Genomic DNA, 25,344 nt, shown 5'->3' on the forward strand with positions numbered 1-25,344 from the left:
ATCACTCCTCCGACGTCCACACCGGGACCACACGGCCGATCACGCTAGATGCCGGAAGCGATCCAAAATACCGGCCATCAAGAGAGTCGTCCGACTGCCAGTTCATCAGAAAGAGCTCGCCGTCGCCGACAACGCGGCAGCCCTGCCATTTCGGCAGCGGCCTGCCTCGTCTGTCGTGGTCCTTCGCCTCGCCCACCGCCACTTCGTCGACCGAGATCGCGAACCCGCTTCTGCAAACCGTCTGCCCGGGCAGGGCCAAGACCCGTTTGAGCATCGGGACGCCGGCCGGCAAATAGCCGTTAAGGTCGAGGAAGGTCGCGAGCGGCTCCGGCGGCTGCACGGCGACCAGTTCGGTAACGTGGAAGCGTTCAGCCGATCGCAGGCGATAGAGGCCGATCGGCACGCTTGCCGATGCATTCCATATGTAGAGCGGCAGCGGCTCCAGGACGAGTGTCACGACAAGCGCGGCAGCGGCTCCAAAGGTTGCAGTTAGCGCTTTCAAGCGGCCTCTCATCGCATCACCCTTCTCCGATGGAGCCAGGCCTGATGGCGCGCTTTCGTATATGGACGCGGGTTTTCGTTGACGGACAGGCGGTTATGAACGTGATGCCAATGATCAGGCGCGACATCAGCTGGATCGATTCCGAGTGCCTCAACGGCATCGATCATCTGCAGCACGCGCTCCACCTTCGGCCAGCCGGACAGACGCAACAGGATCTCCCCGCCCGGCGTCACATAAGGGACGGTGGAGCAGCGCTGTCCCGGCGCGACCGCCCGCAGGATATCGATCCGCGAAATGACCGTGCCAAAGTCGTTGGAGGTCCATCGGACGAAGGCAAAGATGCTGCCCGGTGCAAATGACAGGACGCGCCGGTGACGATCAACCTTCCGTTCCTGGACGATGCGGCCGAACCGAATGCGGTTTTCGATACGCTTCTCGAGCCACAGCACCTCCACTTCGGTGAGATCGCTCATGCCGCCGCTCCCGCAGACGGGATTGGGGAGCCGTAAGCATTGGCGGCGGTGAAGCACCTGTGCAGCTTCTGCCGAGAAGGAGGGTTGACGGCCCGCGGTTGCCTGTCGCCTGCGATGCGGTTTCCAGCTTGGTCCGTTAGAAGAAATCCGAAGGATTTCTGGTTAGTAAAGTTAGAGCGGCTGGAAAGCGCCGATAAACAAGCACTTAAGCTCGATTTCGGTCCTCGATAGCACGAGGATCCGGTCCCCGATAGCACGAGGGTTGCGGTCCCCGATAGCACGAGCTGATTCACAGGTTGTCCTCCGAATTTGGAATGAAACCGCGGCGGCGTAGGCGTGCCGTTAAGGGATCAATAGGAGTAGGCGCGAAGTTCAGTCGCTCGGTGCCGTTCGGATCGCGCGTGAGCACGAGCTGATACCCAGGCAATGTCTGGCGCTGGACGATCCGGCGTACGTCGTAAGCGAAGTGCTTGAGCGGCGAGAGGATGCCGGACTTGGCATGGAGATGCACAAGATCAAAGCTCCAGCCGCCATCCTGGCGGCCGCCGTGCTTGCGCACGAGCCGATAGAGCCACCGCTCAAGTCCGCCCGTCAGCTCGAAATAGGCGGGATCGATCGTGAGCACGAGTGCGTCATTGATCACGCCGGCATAGAACCAATCAGGCAAGATCAGTTCGAGGCCAAATGGACGTCCGTTTGCATCCGCTGTCTCCTTCCACTCGTTGATCCAGGAGAAGCGATGCCGTCGTCGTTCTGTCGGCTGGCGGATCGATGTCAGCACGGTCGTTGACTGAAGTCTGTCGAGACCCGCCTTCAGCCGATCATAGTCGCGCGCGCTGGTGCCGCGGCCAACGAACGTCAGAATCTCGTATGGCGTCGCAGCCATCAAGCGCGAGGTCTTCAAACCCGCGTCACGCGCTTCAACGATCTGCGACGCAGCCCAGATCAGGACGTCTGCATCCCAGATCGTCGCCATGCCGTGTTCCGGCACGGCTTCGACACGAATGGCGATTGCACCGGCACGGAAATCGATCGGCACAACGCGCTTGGTCTTTGCCAGCGAGAAGAACGGATAGGCCATGAGATCCTGCGCGTCGCGGGGTGCAAGATCGCGGGGTAGCGCCCGAAAGAGCTCAAGCTGCTCGCGTTCGGAATGGTGTCTGCGCCGCATGGTCAATGCTCTCACGCGGCAATCAGCGGCGTTCCTGGCCCGCATACGGGCGCAGCGCCGGGTGCTTCTTGGCCGGCAGCACGGTCCCCTTCCCGGGGTCGGACGTCGACGTCTTGGCGCCGAGGTCGGCCCATGCTTTCAGGTCATCCAGCGCGTAGACGACGCGGCCACCGATCTTCCGGTACATCGGTCCTGTGCCGTAGGTTCGGTGCTTTTCCAGCGTTCGGCCGGAAAGGCCGAGAAATCGCGCGGCTTCGGGCGTGCGCAAGTAACGCGGCGGCAAGCCGGCGTTCGGATCGGACATTTGAGAGGCTCCGTGACCGTCTGGAGCGCCGGCGCGAACGGCGGCGCGTCGACGGTCACGATCGCGGAGAAGGCCCGCGAAGGGGGATGCCGATGATTGTGGGGTATGTTTCCGATACCCCCAACTGAAGGTGCTATTTGTCCTTGCGCTTGGGACGCAGCAATTCGCGATAGCCGCCTCGCATCAATGCGAGGCCGCCTTGCACGAGGCGAATTGTGCGATTGCGCAGGTCGTGCGTTTTCCACGCACGATCCGGGATGCGCCCTTTACCGAACAGGAGTCCTGCAATTGTGCGGTAAGTACTTCCGGCTGCGTGCGCGTCGAGCGCGCGGATGGCGGCGCTCAACCGCTCGCGTCGCTGTTTGGACAGTTCGTGAAAGCCAGGTCCGGGCGTGCGCCCATTCATCGCGCACCACAGCCGCCGGGCAGCATAGGCACGTGCATCGAAATTGCCATCAAACGGCAATTCCGCCGCATAGTTGCCGCCGATCGCTGGCGGCTCTTTCAACCAGACACGGTGCTCCACTGCGCCGACACGAAGGATGGCATGCCATCCATCGGAGGCGCGCCGCACCTGGCCGGCTGCGAGATCTAGCAATGGCTGAGGCGTGTCACCGTTGAGGGGCGACGTGGTCGCTGCGACTGGAATGACAGTCGGCAGAACCTCGGGCGCCCAGAAGATGGCCTGCTCGCCAAAAGACCCCTGCGGGTCATGCGCGAAAGCAGATGCCCCACTTCCTCCTGAATTCCGGCGTGACTTCTGCGTCGCGACCGTTTGCGGTCATCGCCTCGTAGTCGCGTTGATAGTCGACATTGCGGCGCAGGCATTCCCAGGCGATGTCGGTGATGTCAGCTTCTTGTAGGCTCTTGTAAGACTCCGGCGACCGCCAGTCGAATTCAGGCATTGCTTCCGCCCCGTTGCACACAGCTAATAAGGATTGCGGCGCAATAATTCTGATCGATTGGGTTGTAGGAAGTCCCTACTTTGGCACCACGTGGTGCTCTGGGATGACCACCGATTGGTCGAAGAAAATTGTGTTCTCGACGGAAGGAGTTCCGGTAAATTTCTTCTACTTCGAGCCGGCAGCGCGCAAGAGACGTCCCTGTTCCGTAACCCACTTAGCACGCTTAAGGTGAGTCAGGTATGCATTGCGCGCGCGATCGGGCTCTCGCTCCGGATCGATGTGCAACACTATTCGAGCGACCTCCCGCCAGTCGGCCCCCTCGCTTTCGGCCTGCAAAAGGCGCGTGTACGTCACGACGTGTTGCTCGTCATAGATCGTCAGCGCCGCATCGGTTGGCGCGACATCCGCAACGTCAGGGTCTAGCTCTGGCTTCTTCATGAGTATCCCAGCAAGCGGCGAATGATTCTAATCTATCGAGGCCCGAGTAAGATCCCGCAGGTCTCACTTTAGCCTCATTCCGGCTCCTGCGGCCAGCGCAGGAGCCCAAATACATATTATAGGAGATAAACCTCATAGTATGTAAAGCCGCAAGTTGCGCGTATGGACATGCGCAAGTTGGTCGGGCGGAATTTCGCAAGACTGCGGAAGCAGAAGCGCTTCACGCAGGAGAAATTCGCCGAGGTGTCCGGCTTCACGCAGCAGTATATCAGTGACCTGGAGCGCGGCCGCCGTAATCCAACGGTCGTAACCTTGTTCGAACTCGCCAGCACGTTGGGCGTCAGCCACGTCGATCTCGTTCTGCCCGATGAAGAGGCGCGCGCCGAACGAACAAAGTCTTCCAAACGGAAGTAATGGAATCTGAGCAGCCCATCTCGATAGTCGTAGATGCTTGCTTTCGCGAGCCGAGCAGAAGGCTCCGCGAGCGCCGGACACGGCACGCGTCATCGCCGCCGGGCCGGCTTGCCGACCGGCGGCGACGGATAGGCTAGAGGAAGTAGAGGCGTGGGCAGACCGAATAGCCGATAAGGGACCGAGCGGTTCGATCTGCCGGAGTCTTCACTGCGCCAGAGATTGTGAAGCCCCGCCCGGCGGACCGGATGCGGCTTTTTTGCGGAGCCTCAATCGGCGTTCTTGCGCGGCCGCGACCAGATCAGGGTGTAGCTCTCGCCTTCCTCGTCGTCGAACAGGTTCGCGTAGATCGGTGCGTTGAAGGAGGGATCGTCGAGCTTGAGCGAGAGGTAGTCGCGGCCCTCCTCGGAGCGCTTCGACCAGGCGGCCCCGATCTCGGCCCGGCCGACGAAGACGCGGTGGCTCGGGGCATTCTCGTTGGAGCGATTGGTCTCGGGCACGATCCGAACGCCCTTGGTCTTGAGGCTGAGGGTGACGATCTCGCCCTGGAAGTCGCTGCCGACCTTCTTGAAAGAACCGATGTTAGCCATGTTACTTCTCCTTGCTGTTTCGAGCCGCGACCACTGCGGCCTCGATGGCGATCTACAGGCCGAAGACGATCGACGACGCACCCGCCCGCGGGCCGGAGCGCAGCGGAGGACGCCAGCGGGGAGACTTTCTTGTCTCGCGAGGAATGGGCGTAGCCCAGGGGAAGAAAGTCGACCCACGGCGTTGCGTTCAGGCGATCGAGGCGCAGCCGCTCTTCGGCCAGATCAAGCCATCAAGAGGCCACGTGGTCCGTGCGCTAAACAATACCTCGGAAGAAGTCGTGGCGAATATCGGTGGTGCTGCACAAGATGTCGCTGCGTTCAGGCGAAGAGAAGGAAACAAAGGCGAAGGAATGGGTGGATTCGATTGCCTCGAACAATCCACGATGAGATGCCCCTGCCTGCGCTGACTTGTGCCGGGGAAGGTTGGGCCCGCGTGATCGAAGTGATCCGAGGAGGGTCGCGCTACCGAAGGTCTATCACGGGGCCAACGAACGCTTCGATCGCAGATAACCTCGCCCGACGAGATAGAGGTCATCCCTCCTGCGTCGTGACAGTGAGAGCCGGCTGAGAACCGTTCGGGAAAGCCTCGACCGGTCGCGGAGGCTTGGCAAGGATGGTTATCCGAGACCAAGCAGTGCAACCGACCGCGATAGCGCCGATCCAGGCAAACGCATCGCGCGATGGCAATGAGGACACCCCAATTTGCGATAGACCGTGAACGACGTGATAGCCCGCGACGGCCGCCGGAACAGCAAAAGCAGCGGCGATTAAGGCACGAAGAAGCGTGGATCCAGTAAAAGAAAACGCCGTTTGTCCCACAAAGAGAGTGAGCACACCGGCAAGAATGGCGACACAAACCGCGACGGTGATGCCCGCGCCACCGTGAATCGCTGCCAGCCATACAGAAAGCGCAACGAAGAATGGAAGCGCATATATAGCGAGAGTGAAAATCAGCCAGCAGAACAGGCCGATGCCAAGCATATTGAGAATGAGTCCGAGGATAAGCATGGTGGTGGCTCCACGACAAAAGATATGACGGTCGCGCCTTCCACCACCACCACGGCGCGGTCGAGATTATAACGGAGAACCAGCGGCTGTGGGAGTAATTATCCTCATTGGCTGAGTGCGACAAAAGAAGAACCATTCTGCCCGCCTCATCGGTGCAGATCGAAGAGAAATGTAGTCGTTTGACTTTCTTCGAAGCGCCGGTGGGGCGGCGCTTATGCGCCGCCGAATTTCCAGACGGGAACACCGAGCTTCTTCGCCTTGTCGGCAAGATTGTCCTGTATCCCGGTGCCCGGGAAGTGCATGACGCCGATCGGCAGCACCGCGAGCATGGCGTCGTTGCGCTTGAACGGAGCTGCCTTGGCATGCTTGGTCCAGTCCGGCTTGAATGCGACCTGCGGAACCTTGCGGTTAGCAGCCCATTTCGCCGCGATCAGTTCGGCGCCCTTCGGCGAGCCACCGTGCAGGAGCACCATATCCGGGTGCTTGGCGTGGGCCTTGTCGAGGCTGTCCCAGATCAGGGAGACGTCGTTGAAATCGAGCCCGCCGGTCAGTGCGATCTTGGGTCCCGATGGCAACATCGCCTCGGTCTCTGCGCGGCGCTTGGCAGCGAGGAAATCGCGGCTGTCGATCATCGCTGATGTGAGTGTGCGATGATTGACCAGTGATCCAGAGCGGGGACGCCAGGGAGAGCCGGTATGAAGCTCGAAATGGTCTGTGGCGAGGTCGCGGAACAGTTCCATGACGTTGCGGCGTTCGATCATCGTGATACCTTCGGCCGTGAGCCTTTCCAGTTCGACCGATCGCACCTCCGAGCCATTCTGCTCGCGCTGGCTCTTCTGTTGGGCCTGTTCGTTGTCGTCGAGTTCGCGTTCGATGCGACCCGTCGCGCGGTGAAAGAGGTTGACGGTCGACCAGAGCAGATTCTCAAGGTCGGGTTCGAGCCGGGTGTCGCTCAAGGTCGCCACGAAAGCGTCGAAGATATCGGCGATCGCGCCGGCGATGATTTTGGCTTCGGGTAACGGCCTCGGATCGGGCTCGTCGTGGAAGGAACGGTGGCCGTAGAGCTGAAGCTCGTTGAGCACATGATCGGTCGGGGATGAACTGTGCTGCGGTTCGAACTCGGTATCATCATGGTCGGTCGTCATGGTGAGAGGTCCTTTGCCGGATCGACCGCGTCCATCGCGGCCTTCGTGGCGATCACCAGACGGCGGGCGGGACGGACCAGAACCCGAAGCGCAGCGCAGGGCCGGAGCAGAGCGGAGGATGGCAGAGGTGCGGCTATTTTGTTTCGCGATGCAAAGGCGCGCAAGCGCCGGCGGAAAATAGCCGCACCTCTGCCATTGCCGGACCGGACCGCTTGCCGTCCGATCGCCCTCTAGAAGGCCGGGGACGCGGACTCTGTCCGGCAACGCCGACGTCGAGCTGACTGGCGATGACGAGAACGCGTTCAAAGCGCCTGCTGTTATCCCGCGACGGTCGTCGCCGAGCGAACGAAGCGGACAACGTCCTGTGGCACAAGCTGTACGCGCAAGGCCGCCTCAAGCTCTTCAGCGCCCAGCGTCCGCAGATCTCCGTTAAAATCATCGAAGCTGGGCGACAATGTGAACGCCTCGATGCCGGCCGCTTCCGCGCGGTTCGTCAAGTTCATCGCAGCACCCTCTCCGGCAGGATCGGCGTCGCGGGCGATATACAGTCGGCGCAGCGTCAACGGGAGCAGCAGGGCGGCGAGATGGTTGGCTGAGAGTGCCGCGACCATCGGCATGCTCGGCAGAACATGGCGAATCGAAAGCATGGTCTCGATGCCCTCGCCCGCCACAAGCACATCGTTAGCAAGACCGAACCGTACGGCGTTACCCAGGAGGTCGCCCATGGCACGTCGCGGAGTGTCAATCGACGCCTTGCCGCGTCCGGACGGGTCAAGCCAAGTCCGGTGCACGCCCGTGATCCGGCCGTCGAGGTCGGTAACTCGGGCAATCATCGCCGGCCAGACTTCAGTCGGCGCTTCGTCGTCCGCCCGGTAGTAGCAGCGCGGATGGAAACGCAACGCACCTTCGTGATGCACGGATGGAATGCCTCGTCGGCACAAATAGGTTTCGACAACAGTCCGATTGATCGACCGCGATATGCCGAACAGTCGCCGGGCTGCTGCTGGGGATCCGGTCTGGGCCTTGGCGTGCGCGGACATCAATTCGGGTGGGGAATCGGGTCGAGGCAGGCCTAAGAATCGTCGCGCCTCGTCGGCAACATCGCGGAAATCGAGCAACCCGCAACTCTCACTGATAATGTCGAGCAGGTCGCCATGCTCGCCGGTCGCAGCGTCCGTCCACTTGCCCGCAGGTCCCTTGGTCGACGCAACCAACCGCACAAACATGGAGCGCCCGGGCGTATTTCTGCTATCGCCGACCAGCCAATAGCGGCCTTGGCGACGGCCGTTGGAGAGATAGTGCCGGCACACCGCCTCCGCCTCGCGAGCGAGGCGGAGCGCCAGTTCGGAAGCATCGCGGGGCATTATGCAGCCTCCCACTCGCCGATGCGCTCGATCGGATAGCATTCGAGCAGCTTGGCAAGGACGCCGACACCATCTGCGTCGACAGGCACGAACATGCGCAGCTTCCAGGAGATGATCTCGCTGAAGAGTCCATAAGCGCGCAAGCGGTCGCGCATGGTGTCGGTGAAGTCAGCGAGCTCGATACGATGCGCGCCCATGACGCGGGCGCGCCGAAGTCTCAGGCCTTCGGCAAGGTCGAGAACCGTGCGGCCTTCCAACAGCGCCGCAAAGGCGTCCGCGGGTGGCAGCGTCGGCTGTTCGCCGTGAAGCGCGCTGGTGACCCAGGCGGACGAAACTTTCCGGCCGATGATCCGCTCGCCGGCATCGGTCTGAAGACGATAGACGCGCGTCGATTCGTTAGGCAGCCGCTTCCAGATCGGCAGGAGGAGACCCGCGACGACATGGATCGTGCTCTCAGTGAACTCCGGCACTGTCGCAAGCTCAGCCTGCCAGACGCTACTAAATCGCTCGCGATCCGTCTCGATCCAATGGCTTTCCGCCATTGCGTCGAGCGGAACGCTCAGGCTTTCCATAGGCCGGATCAAGCGGACGCGTTGTTCGATCTCACCATCGTCGAGCATGAGGCTCGGCGCAGGGACCTGCACCGCGGCTCGGCCGGAACGTTCGTTGACCAGCAAGACGGTACGACGATCAGAGAGGCGGCCGAGCGCTTCATCCAGGGGCAGAGGCCGGTTACGCTCGCGCTGGGTGATCGTAAGCAGACGGGTCTCCGCACAAGTCGCGGCATGGGTGTAGATCGTACGCCGATCGGTGACGACGAAGCTTTCGGCCCGCAGCGTCTCAAGACCGACGTCGTAGATTCCTGAGGCGATGGCGCCTTCGATGCGAGTGGTGAGCAACTGCTCGAAGGCCGTGAAGAGCACGTTTTGCAGATCGATGGTCAGCGCCAGCAGGCGGTTGAGGAAGGTCGTGATCGGCGGCAGCTCATCCTTCATGCCATTGGAGTCGGTCAGCTTCAGCCCGGTTGCATCCTCGAACGTCTCGAGCGAGCAGCCTTCCACCTTGCCCCGGATCAGGAGCGTATAGAGCTGACGCAAGGCATCGCGACCGTAGTTGCTCTCCAGATTGTCCTCGGGTCGAAACAACCCCTGCCCGCCGGTCTGCCGCTGACCGCGGGTAATGGCGCCGAGCGTGTCGAGCCGGCGCGCAATGGTGCTGAGAAAGCGCTTCTCGGCTTTCACATTGGTCGCAATGGGACGAAACAGCGGCGGCTGGGCCTGGTTGGTCCTGTTCGTGCGGCCGAGACCCTGGATCGCGGCGTCGGCCTTCCAGCCGGGCTCGAGCAGGTAGTGAACGCGCAAGCGCTGGTTTCGAGCAGACAGCTCGGCATGGTAGCTGCGACCCGTCCCGCCGGCGTCCGAGAAGACGAGGATGCGCTTGACATCGTCCATGAAGGCCGCGGTTTCAGCGAGGTTCGCCGAGCCGGCACGGTTCTCGACCGTTAGGCGGTTGCTTTTGCGGATAATGCGGCGCGACCGTCCGGTGACTTCGGCCACCATGTCGGTCCCAAACCGCTGCACGATCTGGTCGAGTGCGCCGGGCACGGGTGAGAGCGAGGCGAGATGCTCGATCAGCCGGTCGCGGCGCGCAACGGCTTCCCGGCTCTCGACGGGCTGACCATCACGGTACACAGGCCGAGACGAAAGGTTGCCTTCCGAATCGGTGAAGGGCTCGTACAGTTGGACCGGGAAGGAATGGGCGAGGTAGTCGAGCACGTATTCCCGGGGGGTGATATCGACCTGGACGTCGCTCCACTCCTCGGTTGGTATCTCCGCAAGCCGGCGCTCCATCAGCGCTTCACCGGTCGATACGATCTGGATCACGGCGGCGTGGCCTTCCCCAAGATCGCGTTCGATCGAGCGGATCAGGGAAGGTGTCTTCATCGACGCGAGGAGATGACTGAAGAAGCGCTGCTTTGCGGACTCGAATGCCGATCGGGCCGCCGACTTCGCCTGCGCGTTGAGCGTCCCGGTCTCGAAGGTGATGTTCGCCGCCCGCATGGCGGCGTTGAGATTGTTATGGATGACGCTAAACGCACCCGCATACGCATCGTAAATGCGGATCTGCTCGTCGGTCAGCCGATGTTCGACCAGTTCGTACGCGACACCCTCGTATGAAAGGGAGCGCGCCGCATAAAGCCCAAGTGCCTTGAGGTCGCGCGCCAGCACCTCCATTGCGGCGACGCCGCCAGCCTCGATGGCCTCGACGAACTCCGAGCGGGTCGCAAATGGAAAGTCCTTATCGCCCCACAATCCAAGACGCTGGGCGTAGGCCAGATTATGCACTGTGGTAGCGCCGGTTGCCGAAACGTAAACGACGCGCGCATTCGGCAGGGCGTGCTGCAGCCGGAGCCCCGCTCTTCCCTGCTGCGAGGCAGCCTGATCGCCGCGTTCGCCCTTGCTGCCCGCGGCATTCTGCATGGCGTGGCTTTCATCGAAGACAATGACGCCGTCGAAGTCGGCACCCAACCATTCGACGATCTGCCTGACGCGGGAAACCTTGTCGTCGCGAGCGTCGGACCGCAGCGTGGCGTAGGTGGTAAAAAGGATGCCCTGCTCCAGCCGGATCGACGTGCCCTGGCGGAAGCGCGACAGCGGCGTCACGAGCAGGCGTTCCATGCCAAGCGCCGAACAGTCGCGCTGCGCATCCTCGATCAGCTTGTCAGACTTGCTGATCCAAACCGCTCGACGACGGCCTTTCAGCCAGTTATCGAGCAGGATACCGGCGACCTGACGTCCTTTGCCCGCGCCGGTGCCATCACCAAGGAACCAGCCGCGCCGGAATTGAACGGCATTGTCCGCATCCTCGCGGGCCGCGGACACGACATCAAAGGTTTCGTCAATCGTCCATGATCCCGCAAGAAAGCCCGCATGCGCCTCGCCGGCATAGATGATGGATTCGAGTTGTGCGTCGGACAGCAGGCCGCCCGTGACGACATTTGCCGGAAGGTGCGGCCGATAGGAGGGGACCGGAGGCGCCACCGACGCCATGGCGGCGGATTGCACAAGCTTGGTCGGATGTGCATGCGATCCGGGAATCCGGATCGACTGAAGCGCGTATCCCTCATAGAGCGCGTCCGTGATCCGGTCGGCCTCAGCCGGTGTCCACGCCACGGTCTCATAGGTGAGCTCGATCGCTTCGGGCGCCGAGGTCGGAGCCGCCGCGGCGGATGGGCGCGTCGCGTAAGCGCGGACGGTCCGCGGAATGGCCGGAGTACTGACCGCTGGAGCCACAACAGCCGCAGCGATCGGCTGTCGTGCTGGAACGTGCTTCGTGACCCAGCCAAGCAGCGTGGCAACGTCCGATGCCACGCCCAGAGACGGCGGAAATGCCCGCTTATGGTCCGCGGGCAACCGATCGATCACGGTCAAGCGCGTCTCGACCGAGGTGCCGTGCTTGGCGAAGACCGAGCCAGCGATCGCGGCAGTGAAGACAACACGGCCGCGCTCCTGCAACCGGACAAAGGCGTCAGTCCAGACCGGATTGTCGGGGGAGCAATTCGCCCCGGTGATCGCGACCAGCCGGCCGCCGTCCGGGAGTCGCGCCAAGGCGGACGCAATGTGCCGCAACGCCGCGTCGGACATGCGGCGATCGACATGCGCCACCGCAGAGAATGGCGGGTTCATCAGCACGACGCTCGGCCGGACGTCGGCGTCGAGATGGTCGTCGATGTTGGCGGCGTCGAACCTCGTTGCGGCGTTGCCGGAAAAGAGATGCGAAAGAAGCTCCGCTCGCGCTTCGGCGAGTTCGTTGAGAACGAGCGACGCGCCCGACAGTTCGGCCCAAATGGCGAGCAGACCCGTACCGGCCGACGGCTCCAGCACAATGTCGGCAGGCGTGATCGATGCCGCAGCGCTCGCGGCAAGCGCAAGCATGATGGGTGTGCTGAATTGCTGGAGGGCTTCACTCTCTTCCGAGCGGCGCGTGTGGGTCGGAAGTAGATTCCTGATTTTGGAGAGCATCGGCAACATTGCGGCCGATGAAGCGGCACGGGCGCGCATGGCCGGACCAAACTTGCGAAGGAACAGAACGGTAGCCGCCTCACAGGCGTCGTAAGCCATCTTCCAGTTCCATCCGCCCTCAGCGTCGGACGCGCCAAAGGCGTTGATCATCGCCGCGCGCAACATCGGAGCGTCGATGCGCTGGCCACGTTCAAGATGCAGAAGCAGATCGTGGGCCGTCCTGGCGATTGCGGCGGCACTCATCGCCGAACCGGACGCAACAGAAGACGGCGCGGCCGCAACGGCAGCCACGGAGACGGAAGTCGATGTCATGGGAAGAACCTCGAGGAGCTGGGAAGGATCGAGCCGCCGCGGCGCACTCTCGACCACGCCGGCTCAAATCCCTCCCGGCCGCCCTCTTCCTCTCAAGACCCGACGTCCCGCAGGACATCGGCCACACGGGTTGCGGGGTGGTCGAAGCCGCCCCGCAAGTGTGGATCATTCAGCAGCGATGATGTGCGGCCGCTCCTCTTCGGCATCCGCGGTGGCTTCGTCCTCGGGGGTCGCGAGGAATTCAGGCAAGGCCTCAACGTCAGCGTTGGCGTCTTGCCCCACGGTATCTATCTCCACGAGACGAAGCGGTTCGGGCAGCCAACCCGTGCCATCGAGCAGCCGCTCGGCTTCGCGGGCCATGTCGCCCTTCTTGAGGTGGTCGATGAGCTGGACCGATGGCTCGCCCTTCGCCTCACGCACGGCTTCGAGAATACGAGGCTTGGTGACCCGGCCGAGATAGTTGTCGACGGTCGGTTTCCAGCCCACTGCCGCCATATCGAGTCCGACCGAGCGAGCAAGGAGGTCGGCCTGATCGAGCCTTCGGCGGACGCCATGGGCGGAGACCCGGCTCTCATTGTAGCGGTTAGCCGGCTCATAGAGCGCATTGACTGCGGATGATGCACAATGAGCGAACAGCGCAGCCTGTTCCTTCCCGCCAAGCGCAGTGAGGGCGTCCCAGAGGTCGCCTTCGTCCTTGGGAAGGCGGACCTTCCACCCGTCGTGCCTGGTGTCGACGGCCTCAGCCGACGCGCTCTCCTTCAAGCCCGGCGCAGATGCGGGAAACGCCGGCGTCCGGATCGCGATCTCCAGGCAACCGCTCGACGACGCGAAACGATAGAACGTCGCCAGCACAAAGTTGTGCAGTACCGCCTGGAAGGCAACGGTTGGATTGTTCGCTAATGCGTTGCGTAGCGCCAGCGTGCGATGTGCGGTCAGCTCGGTGATGAGCCGATCCGGCAGCGGTTTAACGCTGTCGTCCTCGTCTTCATCGACGGGTTCTGCCGGCGCGCCGCCGACAGTGATGACCGCACGTTGGACTGAACCAACGGTTGCTGGTCGTTCACCGCCCTCCTCTTCGTCCTGTGCGCCGATCTCCAGATCATCGACGACGAGTGCCTCGTCCTCTGACCGAACGTAGCCTCGGTCCACCGACAGCGAGCCCTCGGCATCGATGCTGATGAATACACCGGCGCGGGCGATCTCTGCCGGATCGTAGATCAGGGATCGGGCTTCAAATGCGGACCGTGCCGCTTCGATCTCGCCAAGACGCTGATCGACTTCGTCGGGCAGTTCAACGGCGTCCTGATAGTCCGCCTCGATCTTGTCGTACTCGGCGTTGAGCGCATCAAGCGTCGCCCGCTCCTCCTCCGTCAAATCAGCCGGCTCGCCCTCAAGCTTCCGGAGGCCGCCGGAATGGCCGTAGGGGAAATCAACGGCGATCGAGATCCACTTCCAGCCCTCGGCCGCGATCGCCTCGGCGTCAGCCTTGAGTTTCTCGGTCACGAGACGATCGAGCAACGGTACGTCCTGCAGCCAGCCGCCGTCGTCGTGCTCAAACAGATCCCGCATGACCGTGCCGCCGGCCTGCTCGTAGGCGTCCAACCCGATGAACCGCGCGCGGCGATCCGATGCACGAACCGTATTCTCGGTCAGCATACGGCGGATCTGGTAGGGCTCATCATAGTTCGAGCGACTCACGTTCTCCCAGATCTGCTCCTGACGCGCATGATCACCGGTCACCGCGAAGGCCATCAACTGCTCCAACGTCATGCCGTCGTCGGCATAGACGTCGTGGAGTTTCGGGGAGACCGATGCGAGGCGCAGTCGCTGCTTGACGATCGCAGGCGTCACAAAGTGACGTGCGGCGATCTCTTCTTCGCTCATCCCGCCATCATGCAAGCTCCGGAACGCGCGGAACTGATCGAGGGGGTGCAGGCCGATTCGTTCGTCATTCTCGGCAAGAGAATCGTCCTCAGCGATACCGTTATCCCGGACCACGCACGGCACGGGTTGGGTCTTGGCCAAGCGCTTCTGCTTCACCAACAATTCGAGGGCACGATAACGCCGCCCACCGGCTGGCACCTCGAACATTCCGGTTTCCTGGCCATCCGCATCGAGGACCGCACGAACGCTTAGGCTTTGCAGCAACGTGCGTTGCGCAATGCTTTCCGCCAGTTGCTCGATCGAGATGCCTGCCTTCACACGCCGAACATTGGACTGGCTCAAGACCAGCTTGTTGAAGGGAATATCGCGGGAAGAACTGAGTTTGATTTTCTGAACGCTTGCCATGTCGTCGTCTCCACGACGGGCGATCGGGAGACTCTCTCTCGACCTCCAACCCGCCACGGAGGAATCGACGTCCCTCTCACTCTCTGCCGCACGACACGAACTCGGGGGTGAGACACAGCATAAGGATGCATCACGCGGCTTCGTCGTTCCCTTCAAAGAAGTTCCGAAGCGAAGCGGAGGCTCGGAAAAAGGCACCCGCAGGAGGGTCAGCATAGCGCCGACGCGCAGCGGCGGGACCCGGGACCGAGTGCAGTCGCGAGACCGGTTAAGAAGGCACCCGGGCGCGGGACAGTGATAGCGACGCCGCAGGCGGGCCCCTTCAGCGAGTGCCCCCGGCGAGAAGCACATAATTCTTGCGCGAAGGACCGTCACCCGAAGGGCCGAGACCGATGGGCTCGGTAAGCGCAACGCGTAGAGCCTGGTCCGCGAGCGAACGCGCCCGTTCTTTGGCGCCATGTGGTGCGCAAAAACGAATAAGAGCTGCTCAGCCCACGTCCTCTTGCGAAGCCGCTGTACGCACGTCAAACTGAAGCCTGATCAGACGTTCTCAAACATCCAAAATGCCAGCATGCGGGCCCCATAAGTCAGGACGACGCCGATCAGCATCATTGAGAGGGCCGTCCAGTCACTATTGAAGAGCGAGGCGAGGAGTGCAACGGGCACCAGGCCGACCCCAAACATGCACATGCCGATGATGATCGATTTCAATCCCCAATAGAAATAGGCCGTCAGGAGACCGATCATCCAGAGGCAGGTCCCGAAAATATAGGAGGAAGAGAAGAAACCGATGGCGCTGACAACGCGCGTCTTTCGAAACGCCGACAGTGGAGCCAGAATGACAATGCAGACCACGATCGCCCATTGCGCGGCGAGGCTGACGTAGTGCAGCAAGTTCTCCGACGCCCAGGTAGCGCCGTAGAGAAGCATCATAAGCAGCGTTACGGAACCAATCCCGATCGCTAGCATGAGGAGAAAGGCTCCGATTCCCTGCAGCGTCTCTTTCGCCCAGGCGGTATTCGCGGCACGAGCGCTCTTTGCATCGTGTTGCCTGGCCGCGGCACGCGTCAGCTCGGACTGGACCTGAGGTACCGGGGGCAAAGGTTGCGCAACCTTCGGCGGCGGGAATAGCTGTTCAACTTCAGCCGCTCTCTTCCAGGCATCAAATCCTGCACACCACACAAAGACCTCGCCGGGTCTCGCCATCCCGCTCAAGAGACTGATCAACCGGTCCTGCGGTAGCGGGGCGACGGTTTGCCGATGCTGATCGACGTAATACCAGGCGGACATGAGCCCTCCTTCGCTTAAACGAGTACATCCGGATCGGCATAGGCGCTCTGCCGCGCCGCTGTGAATTCAGTAGGGCGGGACTCGGTGGGTGCGGCAATCGAACGGGCCGTCCGAGCCCGTTCCCTTGATGCGCTCGTTGTAGAATGTGCCCATCGATGGCGCTTCGAGAAACGCACTCAGTATGGCCTTTGGAAATTCGCAATAATGATAGTAGGTCGTATTGAGGCGAATGATCATATATTGCTTGGTGTCATCATAGCAGACACGCGTGATAAAGCTGCTGCGGCTGATATCGTTACAGGAAAATGTCTTGAGATCGACGGGACCTCGGTATTTGACGTTGACTGTCTCGCCATGCGACGGCAGCAGGTACGCGCCGAAGAGCGCAAGCGACGCAACCCACAGCGTTCGTTTCAGGCGCAAGGCGGATCCTCAATAACGGGTGCCGGGTATGTATTTGTCGAGGCGCGAGGGCGTCAGCTTGCCGTCGGCGTGATAGCCGACGAGATCGATCTTTCCGTCGAAATCAACGTCATGAAAAGAGATATCCCACTTCGTGTCGCGATTGCGGTCTGCGACCGAGATATCCGTCTTGCCGTCGAAGTTCGTATCGAGATGCGCCGAGATGGGTTTGGTGAGGTCGTCAGGCGTGACGAAGGAATAGTCGGGCTTGCCATCGCAGTTCGTATCGTACTGGATGAGCCCAGCGATGTTCTGCCGGTCCCTTCCCTCATATAGTTTCACCGACTTGCAGGTCGCCGGCGCTTTGGCCGGTATCGGCTGACCGGCCTTGGCTAGAAACGCCTGGACATCGGCGATGGAGATCGCGAAGTTCAACGCTTCGCCCTTGGCCTTGAAGGCGTTCACGCCGACGAGCTTGCCATCGTCCGATAGGAGGGGGCCGCCCGAATTGCCGGGATTGATCGGTGTCTGGGTCTGGATCACGCTTGCCTTGTGCGCACCTTCTTCGTCGCGCCATTCGTAGTCCTTACGGTATTGGCTGATAAATCCTTTGGTGTAGGTCCAGGCCTCTCCGGTCGGATGCCCGATCGCGTGCACGTCGGCGCCGACCTGAATGTCGGCTTCGGAGCCCAGGGCGATCGGCTTGACGTCGCGCGGGGTCGCCGCCAGGCGAAGGAGGGCCAGGTCGTGGCCCGGATCGATTTTCACGACCTGCGCGATCTCGAAGTCCGCCTCGGATGGCTTGCTGCCCTCGGTTGGCGGCTTGAACAGGAGACCGACCTTCTGGAAGCCCTTGACCACATGCCAGTTGGTCAGGACCGTGTCCCCGGGCCCGATATAGGAACCTGAACCAATGCTGGTGTCGGTGACGACGATGACGACGGAGGGCGATAGCAACCGGTAGATCTCGGAATCGTGCCGGCCGCGGCTGGCGAAAGGCGCGTCCGCGAGCTTGGCGCCGGCATACTTGCTGGCAAGCGAGATGCCGAGACCGCCCATATCGTAAAGTTCGGGGGTGCTCTCAAGCGAGAGTATGCTAGCGTTCTCGGGCGACGCCGGGAGGGCCTTGCCGACCAAGTCTGCCTGGGCCACGGCTGTATCCGTGAGGGCGACGGCAATGAAGGCTGACAGAACGGCACGCTTCATACGATCGGGCTCCCCATCCCTGATGCAGTTGCTGGCAGCGATGGTGCTCTGCACAACCTTGCAGTTCATTCCCGTTTCGCGCGCATTTTCACAGCCCGCGCCGGATTTGGAAAGCCGAAAACAGGCCGCTTACCAGAAATTTCATCACGGCCAGGTCCGGGAGGCGGCGCGGGAGATCGCCGAGCTTGCCAAACAAACCGACGATAAATCTGCCAAGGCTTATCTGCTCCGCGATCTGACCGAGATCTGTACGACGGCGTATGAGCTTGATTGCGCGGTTCAAGCCGAGATTGCGGCCTATGAGATCGTCAAGAGTGACGAAAAGCTCAAGGCGCTCTTCTCAGAACTTTATGCTTATTTGGTTCGCGCTCAGGTCTGGGCGAATAATCCGGAGGTGCAGACGGGCGTCTTCCGGGACAACAAGGTCCCGTTCAATCCCGCCGCGACACCTTATCCGGCCATGATGGCCAACCTGGCGGCGGTCACATATTTCCTGCGGTCGAACAATCAACGGTTAGCTGAAAAAGCTTACTCCACCGCTGTCATCAGCCTGCTATTGATCGACCCCAAAGACAAGTACAGCATCGGCAAGGGGCTGGTCGAGCTGCTCGAATCTCTGATCGTGCAACAGGATATCGTAAGCGCACAGGCGCTTGCGCGACTTATAGATCCCTACATTTCCGCCAACTTCAATCATGAAGGGCCGGTATTCGCAGGTTACATACATCTGACGAACCAACTCTTCGCCATGACGAGCCGGTCGAGGAAGGCGGCGAGCTATCTCGACGAGGCGATCCGGCTGAACGATCGCCTCGACATCAACGACGGCATCAAGCTCTACCGCACTTCGACCAGCAATAGCCTCGCTTCACTGTCACTGCTCTTTGAAGGCACGACCGACGAGGCCGCTGCCGTTCACGAGCGCCATCCGCTACAGTCTCAGAGAGAAGCGATCCTTGCACGGGGGCATTTTGAGACGCTGCAGGAGTTTTACTTTGCGCTCTCCGATGTGCTCATCGAAAGCTCCAGGGAGTCGCCCCGAACGGCGGCCTGGAAGCCGCTGTTCGCCTCGATCCCTCCAACGTGGCAACTGAAGGGGCTGATTGCCGAGAATATCGAGTCCTATCGCCATTTTGTGCTCGGGCTTATTACGTTCAGGACATCCAAGCCAGAAGGCGCTCAACTGGTCCAAACAGCGGCAAGGGAACGCATTGAAGTCTTTGAGACGTTTCTGAAGCAGCGTTTTGAGGGGTTTCAGCTTCCTTCTTTGATGGATCTGCTCGTCATCGAGACTGCGCTTACATCCCTTGCGGACTATCCCCCGGCGGATGCCGCCGATCTGGCACTGAAGGGCAGCGAGATGCTGTCCCGCACACTGCGGCATCAGACCAGCGATTTTGCCGTGCTCATCGGCGCGCAGAAGACCGAACGCGCTCGCGCCACCGTGCGCTCCCATTATCTCCTGCTGCAACAAAAGCGGCAGTGGGAGCTCGATCAGATCAAGCTCCTCATGGCGGGCGGCAAGAAAGAGGCCGGCTATCTCATTACAACCTATGCGGGCCTCACGGAGACGATCGGGCGATTGGGGGAGACCCTCGCAAAAGATGCGGATTACGCCAAAGCAATCGGCTATCCGACGACCGCGCAGATGCAGTCTGTCCTCGAACCCAATGAAGTCTTCCTTACTTTCTTCCCAACGCTGAAAGGCATGGGCCGCCTCTGCATTTCGAAAACGACGGCGCTCTTTTCGGTTTCTGATGTCAATCCGCAGCAGGCGATCCTGGACGCCAAGCTGTTGCGGCTGGCGCTGACGCAGGAACGCGCGCCCGATGATACACTGGATAGCCAGTATCCGGTGGCATCGGCGGTCCGGCTTGGCGATCTGCTCTTCAAAGGCCTTGAGGCGTGCCTGGTGCCGGGTTCGCTGGTTAATGCTGCCCCTCCGGAGGAGCTCGCCGGTATTCCCCTCGCGGCTCTGCTCGAGGAAGCGCCGCCCCGTCGGGGTGACGGCTATGACCTGCTGGCGGCGCGCTGGCTCGGAAAGAAGTTCAGATTCGCAACCTCGATTTCTGCGCGCCACCTGCTTGGCACGCGCGCATCCGTGTCACACCAGCACGCTTCGCTTCCTTATCTCGGGCTCGGCAATCCGGCTCTTTCAACCGCTACGCAGCAGGCAAGCCTGACGCGTGGCGGCAATGCGAATGCCTCGCTGCGCGGCGCCCTGAGCGAACTTGGATCGCTTCCCGAAACAGCCGATGAAATCACCAGCGTTGCGCAGCTTATGAGGGCATCGAAACGCGATGTCCTTTTGGGCGCGGACGCTTCGGAAGAAGATTTTCGCACGAAGGATCTCGGCAAATACGACATTATTCATTTTGCGACGCATGGGCTGCTGCGCAACGACGTGCCCGGCGTCAATGAGGCGTCCCTCGTTTTGACGCCCAACGATCTCTCCGACAGTTTCAACGATGGATTATTGACGGCGTCCGAGATCACGCGGCTGCCACTGGATGCGCGCCTCGTAGTTTTGTCGGCCTGCAACACGGCACGAATCGACACCTCGGCCGCGAATATTGGTATCACCGATCTCTCCGCTGCCTTCTCGGTCGCGGGCTCTCCGACATTGCTGGCGTCCCTTTGGACCGTGGAAACCAACGCCGCGCATGATCTCGTTCTGGAATTTTTCAGATCCTGGAAGGACCAACGTCACAAGAGCGCATCAGCAGCTTTATCGGAAGGAATCGAACGCTACCTCGCCAAGGCCGACAGGGCCCACCATCACCCGCGCTTCTGGGCTCCCTTCATCGTCTTCGGCTATGGCGCCAGCCTTCCCGACGACGCTCCGCTTTCAACGGCCACGGCCTTTGCGTATGAGCATATTGATCGCGATGATGTCGGCGAAGTTCTTGATGCTAAAGCGGATGCCGGCCGCCTGTTACTTTCGGTAATGGGGGACTGGGATGGCAAGAGCATGGCGAGCATCATCAGGGATGCCGCCACCGACGGCGCGCGCCTTGCGGCGCCGTCGCATGAGATCGGCGCCGGCCAGCTTCTCATCGATCAATCGCAAATCTATGCGTTTGGCTATAAGGCGTCGGTACATCCTTACCCGATCGTGAGGCGGTTTGCGCCGAGCGGCTCCGAGGTGTGGGAGACGACATGGCCGGATCTTGTGGACGACATGCCGTTCGGGTCGCTGGCCGTCGGGAGCGACATCGTCATGCTGTCGGGATCGACTTATTCATCGCATACGGAGGAACGCGTGGCGCGCCTCATCCGGTTTGACCACGATGGGCATGAGATCACGCGCAAGGATATCAAGGTCGGATTATCCGAGTTTATCATCGGCAGATGGGCACTGCTCTCAAGGGTCGGCGCGGATCTCGCGCTCATCATCAACTCCCGGCAGTTTGGCAATTTCGGCTCAAACGAGGCTCTGTTCGGCCTGCCCACACTGTGCCAGGGCCCGCTTCAGGCGGCCGTCTATCTGCTGGACGGCGCGAGCTTTGAGGTGAAGAAGACACTTACGATCCCGGACTATCAGGTCTTCGCCGCGGAGGGGGGCGAGAGCCGACTGATGATCGGCGGCCAGACGCGGGGATATTGCGATAGCGGCGGCAAAGGACTTCTTATCGCGGCGAGCCCGGAGCTGACGCCATCGCCGCTCTGGAAGGATGACGACCAGTTTCCTTCCAACGTCCAGTCTGTGGCGAGCGCGAACGGCGAGACGCTTTTCGTGGTCAAGCGGCAGCGGCCGATTGGCGTGAGGCGCCTCGGCGTAGCGGCGCCGGAGTCGAATTCAAAAAGATGGGGTGACGGAGGCGACGAACTGCTCGAATTTTCGGTGCTCAGGATCGGCCAGGACGGCGCAGCGGTGCCCACCTACAACTCCTCGTTCGGACTGAGTGCATTCGCGCAGGGAATTGTTTTCGACCGCGGCGCGCCGGTCATTTACGGCAGCCTTGGCGGCCGCGCGGCGATTTCGGAACGGCGATAGGTGTACGGATTTACAGTTCGGCAACTCTCGGGCGTTCCAACCGACAGCTTGCAGAATAAGTATGGTCGATCGTGGGTCTAACCGTTGAACCCGAAAGACACACTCACGCTTCACTCTGACTGGCGCGTCACAGCGTAGCGCGGGATTCATATACTTCGTTTCAAAGTTGTGATTGACAACTCGTTCGCCTGGTCCGAAACTGAGGCAATAAGAATAATCATATTCACAACTGTTTTTGCGGCGCTGTTTTTTGGGGGCGGGATATGTTTGGCGCGGCTTCACGCGGCGCGCTTCTCTGTGCTGCGTTGTGTTTGGGCTCCTGTACGAGCCTCAATGTTATCCATGATCCGCATCCTTTCCTCGACCGCCAGCAAGTGCCCAACTTGCTGAAATCGATGAGATGCGAGCTCATTACGTATATCGAAGCAAACCGGCAGCGGCGCAATCTCTTCTATCTGCTCCGCAATTTCGACCGGACCTATGCGTTCGCAACCTTTCCGCACTATGAGCTATCGGAAAAACTGTTCGGTCTGATCGTGCTGGATCTCAAGGTTCAGGACACGGTTGGCGTGGGCGCCACCATTGATCCTCTGAACACGGTGGACGCTGCAACGACCCGGACATGGCATTTTGGACCGTCGGCTGGAAATCAGAACACGTATGAGCTGAACTGGAGCTTCCTGGTGCCTCAGGATGCTCGTCTCACGCCGCCGCTGAACAAGATCGATCCTTTCCAGTGCTACACATCGTTGCCGCCCGTCGTCCAGTTTCCGGGCCTGGACGATCGGCTGAGGAAAGCTGGGTATGTCGCCCGCGATTTCGATGGTCTCGCGCGCGGCAACTATCCGGAGCTGGCGAACTTTGTTCGCGTCACCGTCAACGGGACAGTGCCCTTAGCTGCATGGCTGCAGGATAACAGCACCGAGACCTGGGCCAATTTTGCAGCTCTCGACAGGAAGCTTGAGGCAAACGAGCAGTTCATACCCGCTCAGATGATCTACACATTTGCCGTCCAGGCGAGCGTCGGGCTCGAGGTCAAATTTACACTGGTTTCGCCGGTCTGGAGCGCGCTCGCACCAAACGCAAACGGCTCAACCCAGCACACAAGTCAGATTCAGATCTGGCTTAACGGCGAGCCCGCGAAGCTTGCGGCAGCGGCTCAGTCAGGCACGGCGGAGATCACCACAACACCTGCCGAGCCGCATGGAGCCGGGCCGCTACCAGGAGCGCCGACGGTCCAGAAGAAGCGGGGAACGATCACGAACCAGTTGCCGCTCTTTCCGGTGCGACCAACAATTCGCTGACGAGTTCAAGGGGGCTGAACCATGTGGCGGGTGATGTGGCAATACGGCTCCTCGCGTATGGGCCCAATGACTGCGGCTGTCGCGCCTGATCTTCAGGGCGTTCTCGATGCCAAGGCTCTTCTGTGGAAGGATCTAAACGCCTACGGAGATCCCGAGCCGGTGTTCTCCGAGCATCCGGCCTTGCTAAGAACGAGCATGCTTGCGCTGCCTCATCTGCAGGCGGACCCGGCCATGGACCTCGCAGGTTACGCGCACGTCTTCGTGCCGACGCAGCAGCAGGCGCTGACGCTGGTCAACCGGTTGCGGGCCGAGCGCGACATCGTCTACGCCGACATGCAGGGTGAGTGGCAATATCCGGTAAAGTTCGGCCAATCGCGACGGGTTCCGACGGCCGAGATCCTGCTGTCGGTCCCGGTGCCTGGCACACCGGATTTGTCGAGCGAGCAGGGATATCTAGGACCCGCGCCGGCCGGGATCGACGCACTCTATGCGTGGACCATTCCGGGCGGGCGCGGGACCGGCGTCAGGATTGTTGACATCGAGAACGGCTGGAATTTCGGTCACGAGGATCTGAAAGGCAACGACAACGGCGTGATCTACGGCCCCCATTCGGATAACGATCACGGCACGGCGGTGCTCGGAATCTTCCATGGGGATGCCAACATCTTCGGCGTAACCGGCATTGCGAGCCAGTCATCGCTCTCCGCGGCGGCGGTCATGTATGATTTCAAGCTGCGCAAATGGAATGCCGCAGCGGCGATCAAGTTCGCGGCGGATCGTATGGCGCAGGGCGATGTGATCCTCCTTGAGATGCACGCGCCGGGTCCCAACACTCATGGGAACAATTCCAAGTCGCAGCAGGGGTTCATTTCGATCGAATACTGGCTGCCCGAATTTGCCGCGATCAAATATGCGACCGGCAAAGGAATTCACGTGGTGGAAGCTGGCGGCAATGGCGGTGAAAACCTGGATGCGCCGATCTACAACAATGCATTCTCGCGGACAGTTCGTGACTCCGGCGCAATTCTGGTCGGTGGCGGCAATTCGGCCCATGACGCTCATCCGCGATCACGCATCTGGTGGTCGAACTACGGCAGCCGCGTGGACGTCCAGGGATGGGGTCTTGACATCGTGACTACCGGAGGACGGTCAGAACCTTCGTACTATGACCGCATCAGCAGCGCCGATGAGTCAAAATGCTATACGCAATCCTTCGGTGGCACTTCGGGAGCATCACCCATCATAACGGGAGCCGTCGCTTCGATCAGCGGGGCCCTGAAGGCCGCCGGACGGGCAACGTTGCCTCCCTCAGAGATGAGGCAATTGATGGTGGAGACCGGGACCGCACAAAGCGACGCCCCCGATTTCCCATCCGCCACGCAACATATTGGACCTCTTCCTGATCTAAGAGCGGCCTTTTCACGTCTGACGCTTGGGGGTGTAGCATGAGATCACTTTTCACTGTGGCTCGACTAGAGGCAGCAACACTCGTGCTGCTAACTGTTTTTGCGATTCCGCTGGCACAAGCACAATCCGTCAGGCTTCCGCCAGCGTTGCAGGCCTGCTTCAGCCGGGACCATGGCAAACCGATTCAACTCGTCCCCGAAGGTGATATCCAGACCTGCTATCCACCGGCTTTTCAATTCGTGATGTCACGGGGTTGGCTTAGCCCCGCAAGCTTTTGGGAGTATGCCGGCAATCAGGGCTCGATGCAGTGGCTTGAGTATGTCTCGTCCTGGCGGCTGCCGGGCAACGCCATTGAGTGCAAGGCGATTTCCGATGGGTTTGGTTTTACCTTTAACGGCGAGGTCGAGCGCGTCCGGCGCTGGTTGTTTACCCCCGCGGGCTTGGCGCGGCTATCCGATCCGCAGGACCGAGCGAAGCATCTGACAGACGCGTATCAGCGAACGACGCCCCCTTGCGCAATCGGAGCGCCTAAGACGACACAAACGGACGTCGAGAAGATGCTGCAGCGGATTGCAGCGGGTCCAGCGGTTTACCAGTGCACGCCTTGGGGACGTGGCGGATGTGACAACGGGAAACCGCGAACGGGCACATTCGTCAACGTATCCAACCCGCTTGCCAATGAACTCGGCGGCGCACGCGCGCAGTCCTACGAACTCGTTTTGAAGTTGTTTGAATGAGCAGGTTTCAGTGACTCAGGGACTATCGTTGCTCCGGCGAGCTCCACCAAGTGGACGGGTTATTCCAGAG

22 protein-coding genes are annotated in these 25,344 nt (G+C 61.1%); 6 read left to right on the forward strand and 16 right to left on the reverse strand.

All coding sequences use genetic code 11. The features are described from left to right. Position 1: 1 nt before the first annotated feature. From JJE66_RS27875 to JJE66_RS27905, 7 genes are all read right to left on the reverse strand, one after another. Positions 2-514 carry a S26 family signal peptidase gene (locus JJE66_RS27875; RefSeq protein ID WP_200517651.1) on the reverse strand — a complete coding sequence of 171 codons (513 nt, stop codon included), beginning with the start codon at positions 512-514 and terminating at the stop codon, positions 2-4. Next, complete coding sequence (locus JJE66_RS27880) at positions 511-975, reverse strand: DUF2840 domain-containing protein (RefSeq protein ID WP_200517652.1); 465 nt, start codon at positions 973-975, stop codon at positions 511-513. The genes JJE66_RS27875 and JJE66_RS27880 overlap by 4 nt, the downstream gene beginning before the upstream one ends. A gap of 289 nt (positions 976-1,264) precedes the next feature. Further along, a complete protein-coding gene (locus JJE66_RS27885; RefSeq protein WP_200517653.1) occupies positions 1,265-2,146 on the reverse strand; it encodes a replication initiator protein A in 882 nt (293 codons plus the stop codon). A 22-nt stretch (positions 2,147-2,168) separates the two neighbouring features. Next, positions 2,169-2,450, reverse strand: coding sequence for an AlpA family transcriptional regulator (locus JJE66_RS27890; protein ID WP_200517654.1), 282 nt, complete (start codon positions 2,448-2,450; stop codon positions 2,169-2,171). 133 nt (positions 2,451-2,583) lie between these two features. Further along, positions 2,584-3,048, reverse strand: coding sequence for a DUF2285 domain-containing protein (locus JJE66_RS27895; RefSeq protein WP_246756559.1), 465 nt, complete (start codon positions 3,046-3,048; stop codon positions 2,584-2,586). A 112-nt stretch (positions 3,049-3,160) separates the two neighbouring features. Continuing rightward, positions 3,161-3,355, reverse strand: coding sequence for a transcriptional regulator domain-containing protein (locus tag JJE66_RS27900; protein WP_200517655.1), 195 nt, complete (start codon positions 3,353-3,355; stop codon positions 3,161-3,163). Between the two features lie 165 nt (positions 3,356-3,520). Continuing rightward, positions 3,521-3,793: a DUF2285 domain-containing protein gene (locus tag JJE66_RS27905; RefSeq protein ID WP_200517656.1), complete on the reverse strand. Its 273-nt coding sequence runs from the start codon at positions 3,791-3,793 to the stop codon at positions 3,521-3,523. Positions 3,794-3,955: 162 nt separating this feature from the next. Here JJE66_RS27905 and JJE66_RS27910 point away from each other — a divergent pair, with 162 nt between their 5' ends. After that, positions 3,956-4,207 (forward strand): helix-turn-helix domain-containing protein, encoded by a 252-nt coding sequence (locus JJE66_RS27910; protein ID WP_200517657.1) that lies wholly within the window; start codon positions 3,956-3,958, stop codon positions 4,205-4,207. A gap of 266 nt (positions 4,208-4,473) precedes the next feature. Here the strand turns inward: JJE66_RS27910 and JJE66_RS27915 are convergent, their stop codons facing one another. Continuing rightward, positions 4,474-4,794: a DUF736 domain-containing protein gene (locus JJE66_RS27915; RefSeq protein ID WP_200517658.1), complete on the reverse strand. Its 321-nt coding sequence runs from the start codon at positions 4,792-4,794 to the stop codon at positions 4,474-4,476. Between the two features lie 44 nt (positions 4,795-4,838). Here JJE66_RS27915 and JJE66_RS27920 point away from each other — a divergent pair, with 44 nt between their 5' ends. Next, a complete protein-coding gene (locus tag JJE66_RS27920) occupies positions 4,839-5,201 on the forward strand; it encodes a hypothetical protein (RefSeq protein ID WP_200517659.1) in 363 nt (120 codons plus the stop codon). 124 nt (positions 5,202-5,325) lie between these two features. Here JJE66_RS27920 and JJE66_RS27925 read toward each other — a convergent pair whose 3' ends face one another. From JJE66_RS27925 to JJE66_RS27960, 8 genes are all read right to left on the reverse strand, one after another. Continuing rightward, positions 5,326-5,802: a hypothetical protein gene (locus tag JJE66_RS27925; protein ID WP_200517660.1), complete on the reverse strand. Its 477-nt coding sequence runs from the start codon at positions 5,800-5,802 to the stop codon at positions 5,326-5,328. Between the two features lie 212 nt (positions 5,803-6,014). Beyond that, on the reverse strand, positions 6,015-6,947 hold the full coding sequence (locus JJE66_RS27930) for a DUF2493 domain-containing protein (RefSeq protein ID WP_200517661.1): 933 nt from the start codon (positions 6,945-6,947) through the stop codon (positions 6,015-6,017). Positions 6,948-7,264: 317 nt separating this feature from the next. After that, positions 7,265-8,311 carry a toprim domain-containing protein gene (locus JJE66_RS27935; RefSeq protein ID WP_200517662.1) on the reverse strand — a complete coding sequence of 349 codons (1,047 nt, stop codon included), beginning with the start codon at positions 8,309-8,311 and terminating at the stop codon, positions 7,265-7,267. Further along, the gene (locus tag JJE66_RS27940; RefSeq protein WP_200517663.1) at positions 8,311-12,645 is read right to left on the reverse strand and encodes a strawberry notch-like NTP hydrolase domain-containing protein; all 4,335 of its coding nucleotides are present in this window, start codon (positions 12,643-12,645) and stop codon (positions 8,311-8,313) included. The genes JJE66_RS27935 and JJE66_RS27940 overlap by 1 nt, the downstream gene beginning before the upstream one ends. A 165-nt stretch (positions 12,646-12,810) precedes the next feature. Then, on the reverse strand, positions 12,811-14,934 hold the full coding sequence (locus tag JJE66_RS27945) for a ParB/RepB/Spo0J family partition protein (protein ID WP_200517664.1): 2,124 nt from the start codon (positions 14,932-14,934) through the stop codon (positions 12,811-12,813). Positions 14,935-15,471: 537 nt separating this feature from the next. Then, complete coding sequence (locus JJE66_RS27950) at positions 15,472-16,221, reverse strand: DUF4339 domain-containing protein (RefSeq protein ID WP_200517665.1); 750 nt, start codon at positions 16,219-16,221, stop codon at positions 15,472-15,474. Positions 16,222-16,287: 66 nt separating this feature from the next. Then, positions 16,288-16,644 carry a KTSC domain-containing protein gene (locus JJE66_RS27955; protein ID WP_246756561.1) on the reverse strand — a complete coding sequence of 119 codons (357 nt, stop codon included), beginning with the start codon at positions 16,642-16,644 and terminating at the stop codon, positions 16,288-16,290. Between the two features lie 9 nt (positions 16,645-16,653). Continuing rightward, on the reverse strand, positions 16,654-17,829 hold the full coding sequence (locus JJE66_RS27960) for a S1C family serine protease (RefSeq protein WP_200517666.1): 1,176 nt from the start codon (positions 17,827-17,829) through the stop codon (positions 16,654-16,656). Between JJE66_RS27960 and JJE66_RS27965 the strand changes: the two genes are divergently transcribed. From JJE66_RS27965 to JJE66_RS27980, 4 genes are all read left to right on the forward strand, one after another. Then, the gene (locus JJE66_RS27965) at positions 17,801-21,826 is read left to right on the forward strand and encodes a CHAT domain-containing protein (RefSeq protein WP_200517667.1); all 4,026 of its coding nucleotides are present in this window, start codon (positions 17,801-17,803) and stop codon (positions 21,824-21,826) included. The genes JJE66_RS27960 and JJE66_RS27965 overlap by 29 nt on opposite strands. A 263-nt stretch (positions 21,827-22,089) precedes the next feature. Next, a complete protein-coding gene (locus JJE66_RS27970) occupies positions 22,090-23,130 on the forward strand; it encodes a hypothetical protein (RefSeq protein WP_200517668.1) in 1,041 nt (346 codons plus the stop codon). Between the two features lie 21 nt (positions 23,131-23,151). After that, positions 23,152-24,579, forward strand: a complete 1,428-nt coding sequence (locus JJE66_RS27975) for a S8 family serine peptidase (protein ID WP_200517669.1) — start codon at positions 23,152-23,154, stop codon at positions 24,577-24,579. Then, positions 24,576-25,274, forward strand: a complete 699-nt coding sequence (locus JJE66_RS27980; protein WP_200517670.1) for a hypothetical protein — start codon at positions 24,576-24,578, stop codon at positions 25,272-25,274. Before JJE66_RS27975 ends, JJE66_RS27980 begins: the two co-directional genes overlap by 4 nt. Positions 25,275-25,344 lie beyond the last annotated feature (70 nt).

The organism is Bradyrhizobium diazoefficiens, from assembly GCF_016612535.1.
Lineage (GTDB): Bacteria > Pseudomonadota > Alphaproteobacteria > Rhizobiales > Xanthobacteraceae > Bradyrhizobium > Bradyrhizobium diazoefficiens_C.

Bases quoted from the DNA above. Each gene is read 5' to 3' on its own strand.
- JJE66_RS27890 (WP_200517654.1), bottom strand. From the start codon at position 2,450: ATGTCCGATCCGAACGCCGGCTTGCCGCCGCGTTACTTGCGCACGCCC.
- JJE66_RS27975 (WP_200517669.1), top strand. From the start codon at position 23,152: ATGTGGCGGGTGATGTGGCAATACGGCTCCTCGCGTATGGGCCCAATG.
- JJE66_RS27905 (WP_200517656.1), bottom strand. From the start codon at position 3,793: ATGAAGAAGCCAGAGCTAGACCCTGACGTTGCGGATGTCGCGCCAACC.
- JJE66_RS27920 (WP_200517659.1), top strand. From the start codon at position 4,839: ATGGCGATCTACAGGCCGAAGACGATCGACGACGCACCCGCCCGCGGG.
- JJE66_RS27935 (WP_200517662.1), bottom strand. From the start codon at position 8,311: ATGCCCCGCGATGCTTCCGAACTGGCGCTCCGCCTCGCTCGCGAGGCG.
- JJE66_RS27885 (WP_200517653.1), bottom strand. From the start codon at position 2,146: ATGCGGCGCAGACACCATTCCGAACGCGAGCAGCTTGAGCTCTTTCGG.
- JJE66_RS27910 (WP_200517657.1), top strand. From the start codon at position 3,956: ATGGACATGCGCAAGTTGGTCGGGCGGAATTTCGCAAGACTGCGGAAG.
- JJE66_RS27940 (WP_200517663.1), bottom strand. From the start codon at position 12,645: ATGACATCGACTTCCGTCTCCGTGGCTGCCGTTGCGGCCGCGCCGTCT.
- JJE66_RS27945 (WP_200517664.1), bottom strand. From the start codon at position 14,934: ATGGCAAGCGTTCAGAAAATCAAACTCAGTTCTTCCCGCGATATTCCC.
- JJE66_RS27915 (WP_200517658.1), bottom strand. From the start codon at position 4,794: ATGGCTAACATCGGTTCTTTCAAGAAGGTCGGCAGCGACTTCCAGGGC.
- JJE66_RS27880 (WP_200517652.1), bottom strand. From the start codon at position 975: ATGAGCGATCTCACCGAAGTGGAGGTGCTGTGGCTCGAGAAGCGTATC.
- JJE66_RS27980 (WP_200517670.1), top strand. From the start codon at position 24,576: ATGAGATCACTTTTCACTGTGGCTCGACTAGAGGCAGCAACACTCGTG.
- JJE66_RS27930 (WP_200517661.1), bottom strand. From the start codon at position 6,947: ATGACGACCGACCATGATGATACCGAGTTCGAACCGCAGCACAGTTCA.
- JJE66_RS27925 (WP_200517660.1), bottom strand. From the start codon at position 5,802: ATGCTTATCCTCGGACTCATTCTCAATATGCTTGGCATCGGCCTGTTC.
- JJE66_RS27965 (WP_200517667.1), top strand. From the start codon at position 17,801: ATGAAGGCTGACAGAACGGCACGCTTCATACGATCGGGCTCCCCATCC.
- JJE66_RS27900 (WP_200517655.1), bottom strand. From the start codon at position 3,355: ATGCCTGAATTCGACTGGCGGTCGCCGGAGTCTTACAAGAGCCTACAA.
- JJE66_RS27960 (WP_200517666.1), bottom strand. From the start codon at position 17,829: ATGAAGCGTGCCGTTCTGTCAGCCTTCATTGCCGTCGCCCTCACGGAT.
- JJE66_RS27875 (WP_200517651.1), bottom strand. From the start codon at position 514: ATGAGAGGCCGCTTGAAAGCGCTAACTGCAACCTTTGGAGCCGCTGCC.
- JJE66_RS27950 (WP_200517665.1), bottom strand. From the start codon at position 16,221: ATGTCCGCCTGGTATTACGTCGATCAGCATCGGCAAACCGTCGCCCCG.
- JJE66_RS27970 (WP_200517668.1), top strand. From the start codon at position 22,090: ATGTTTGGCGCGGCTTCACGCGGCGCGCTTCTCTGTGCTGCGTTGTGT.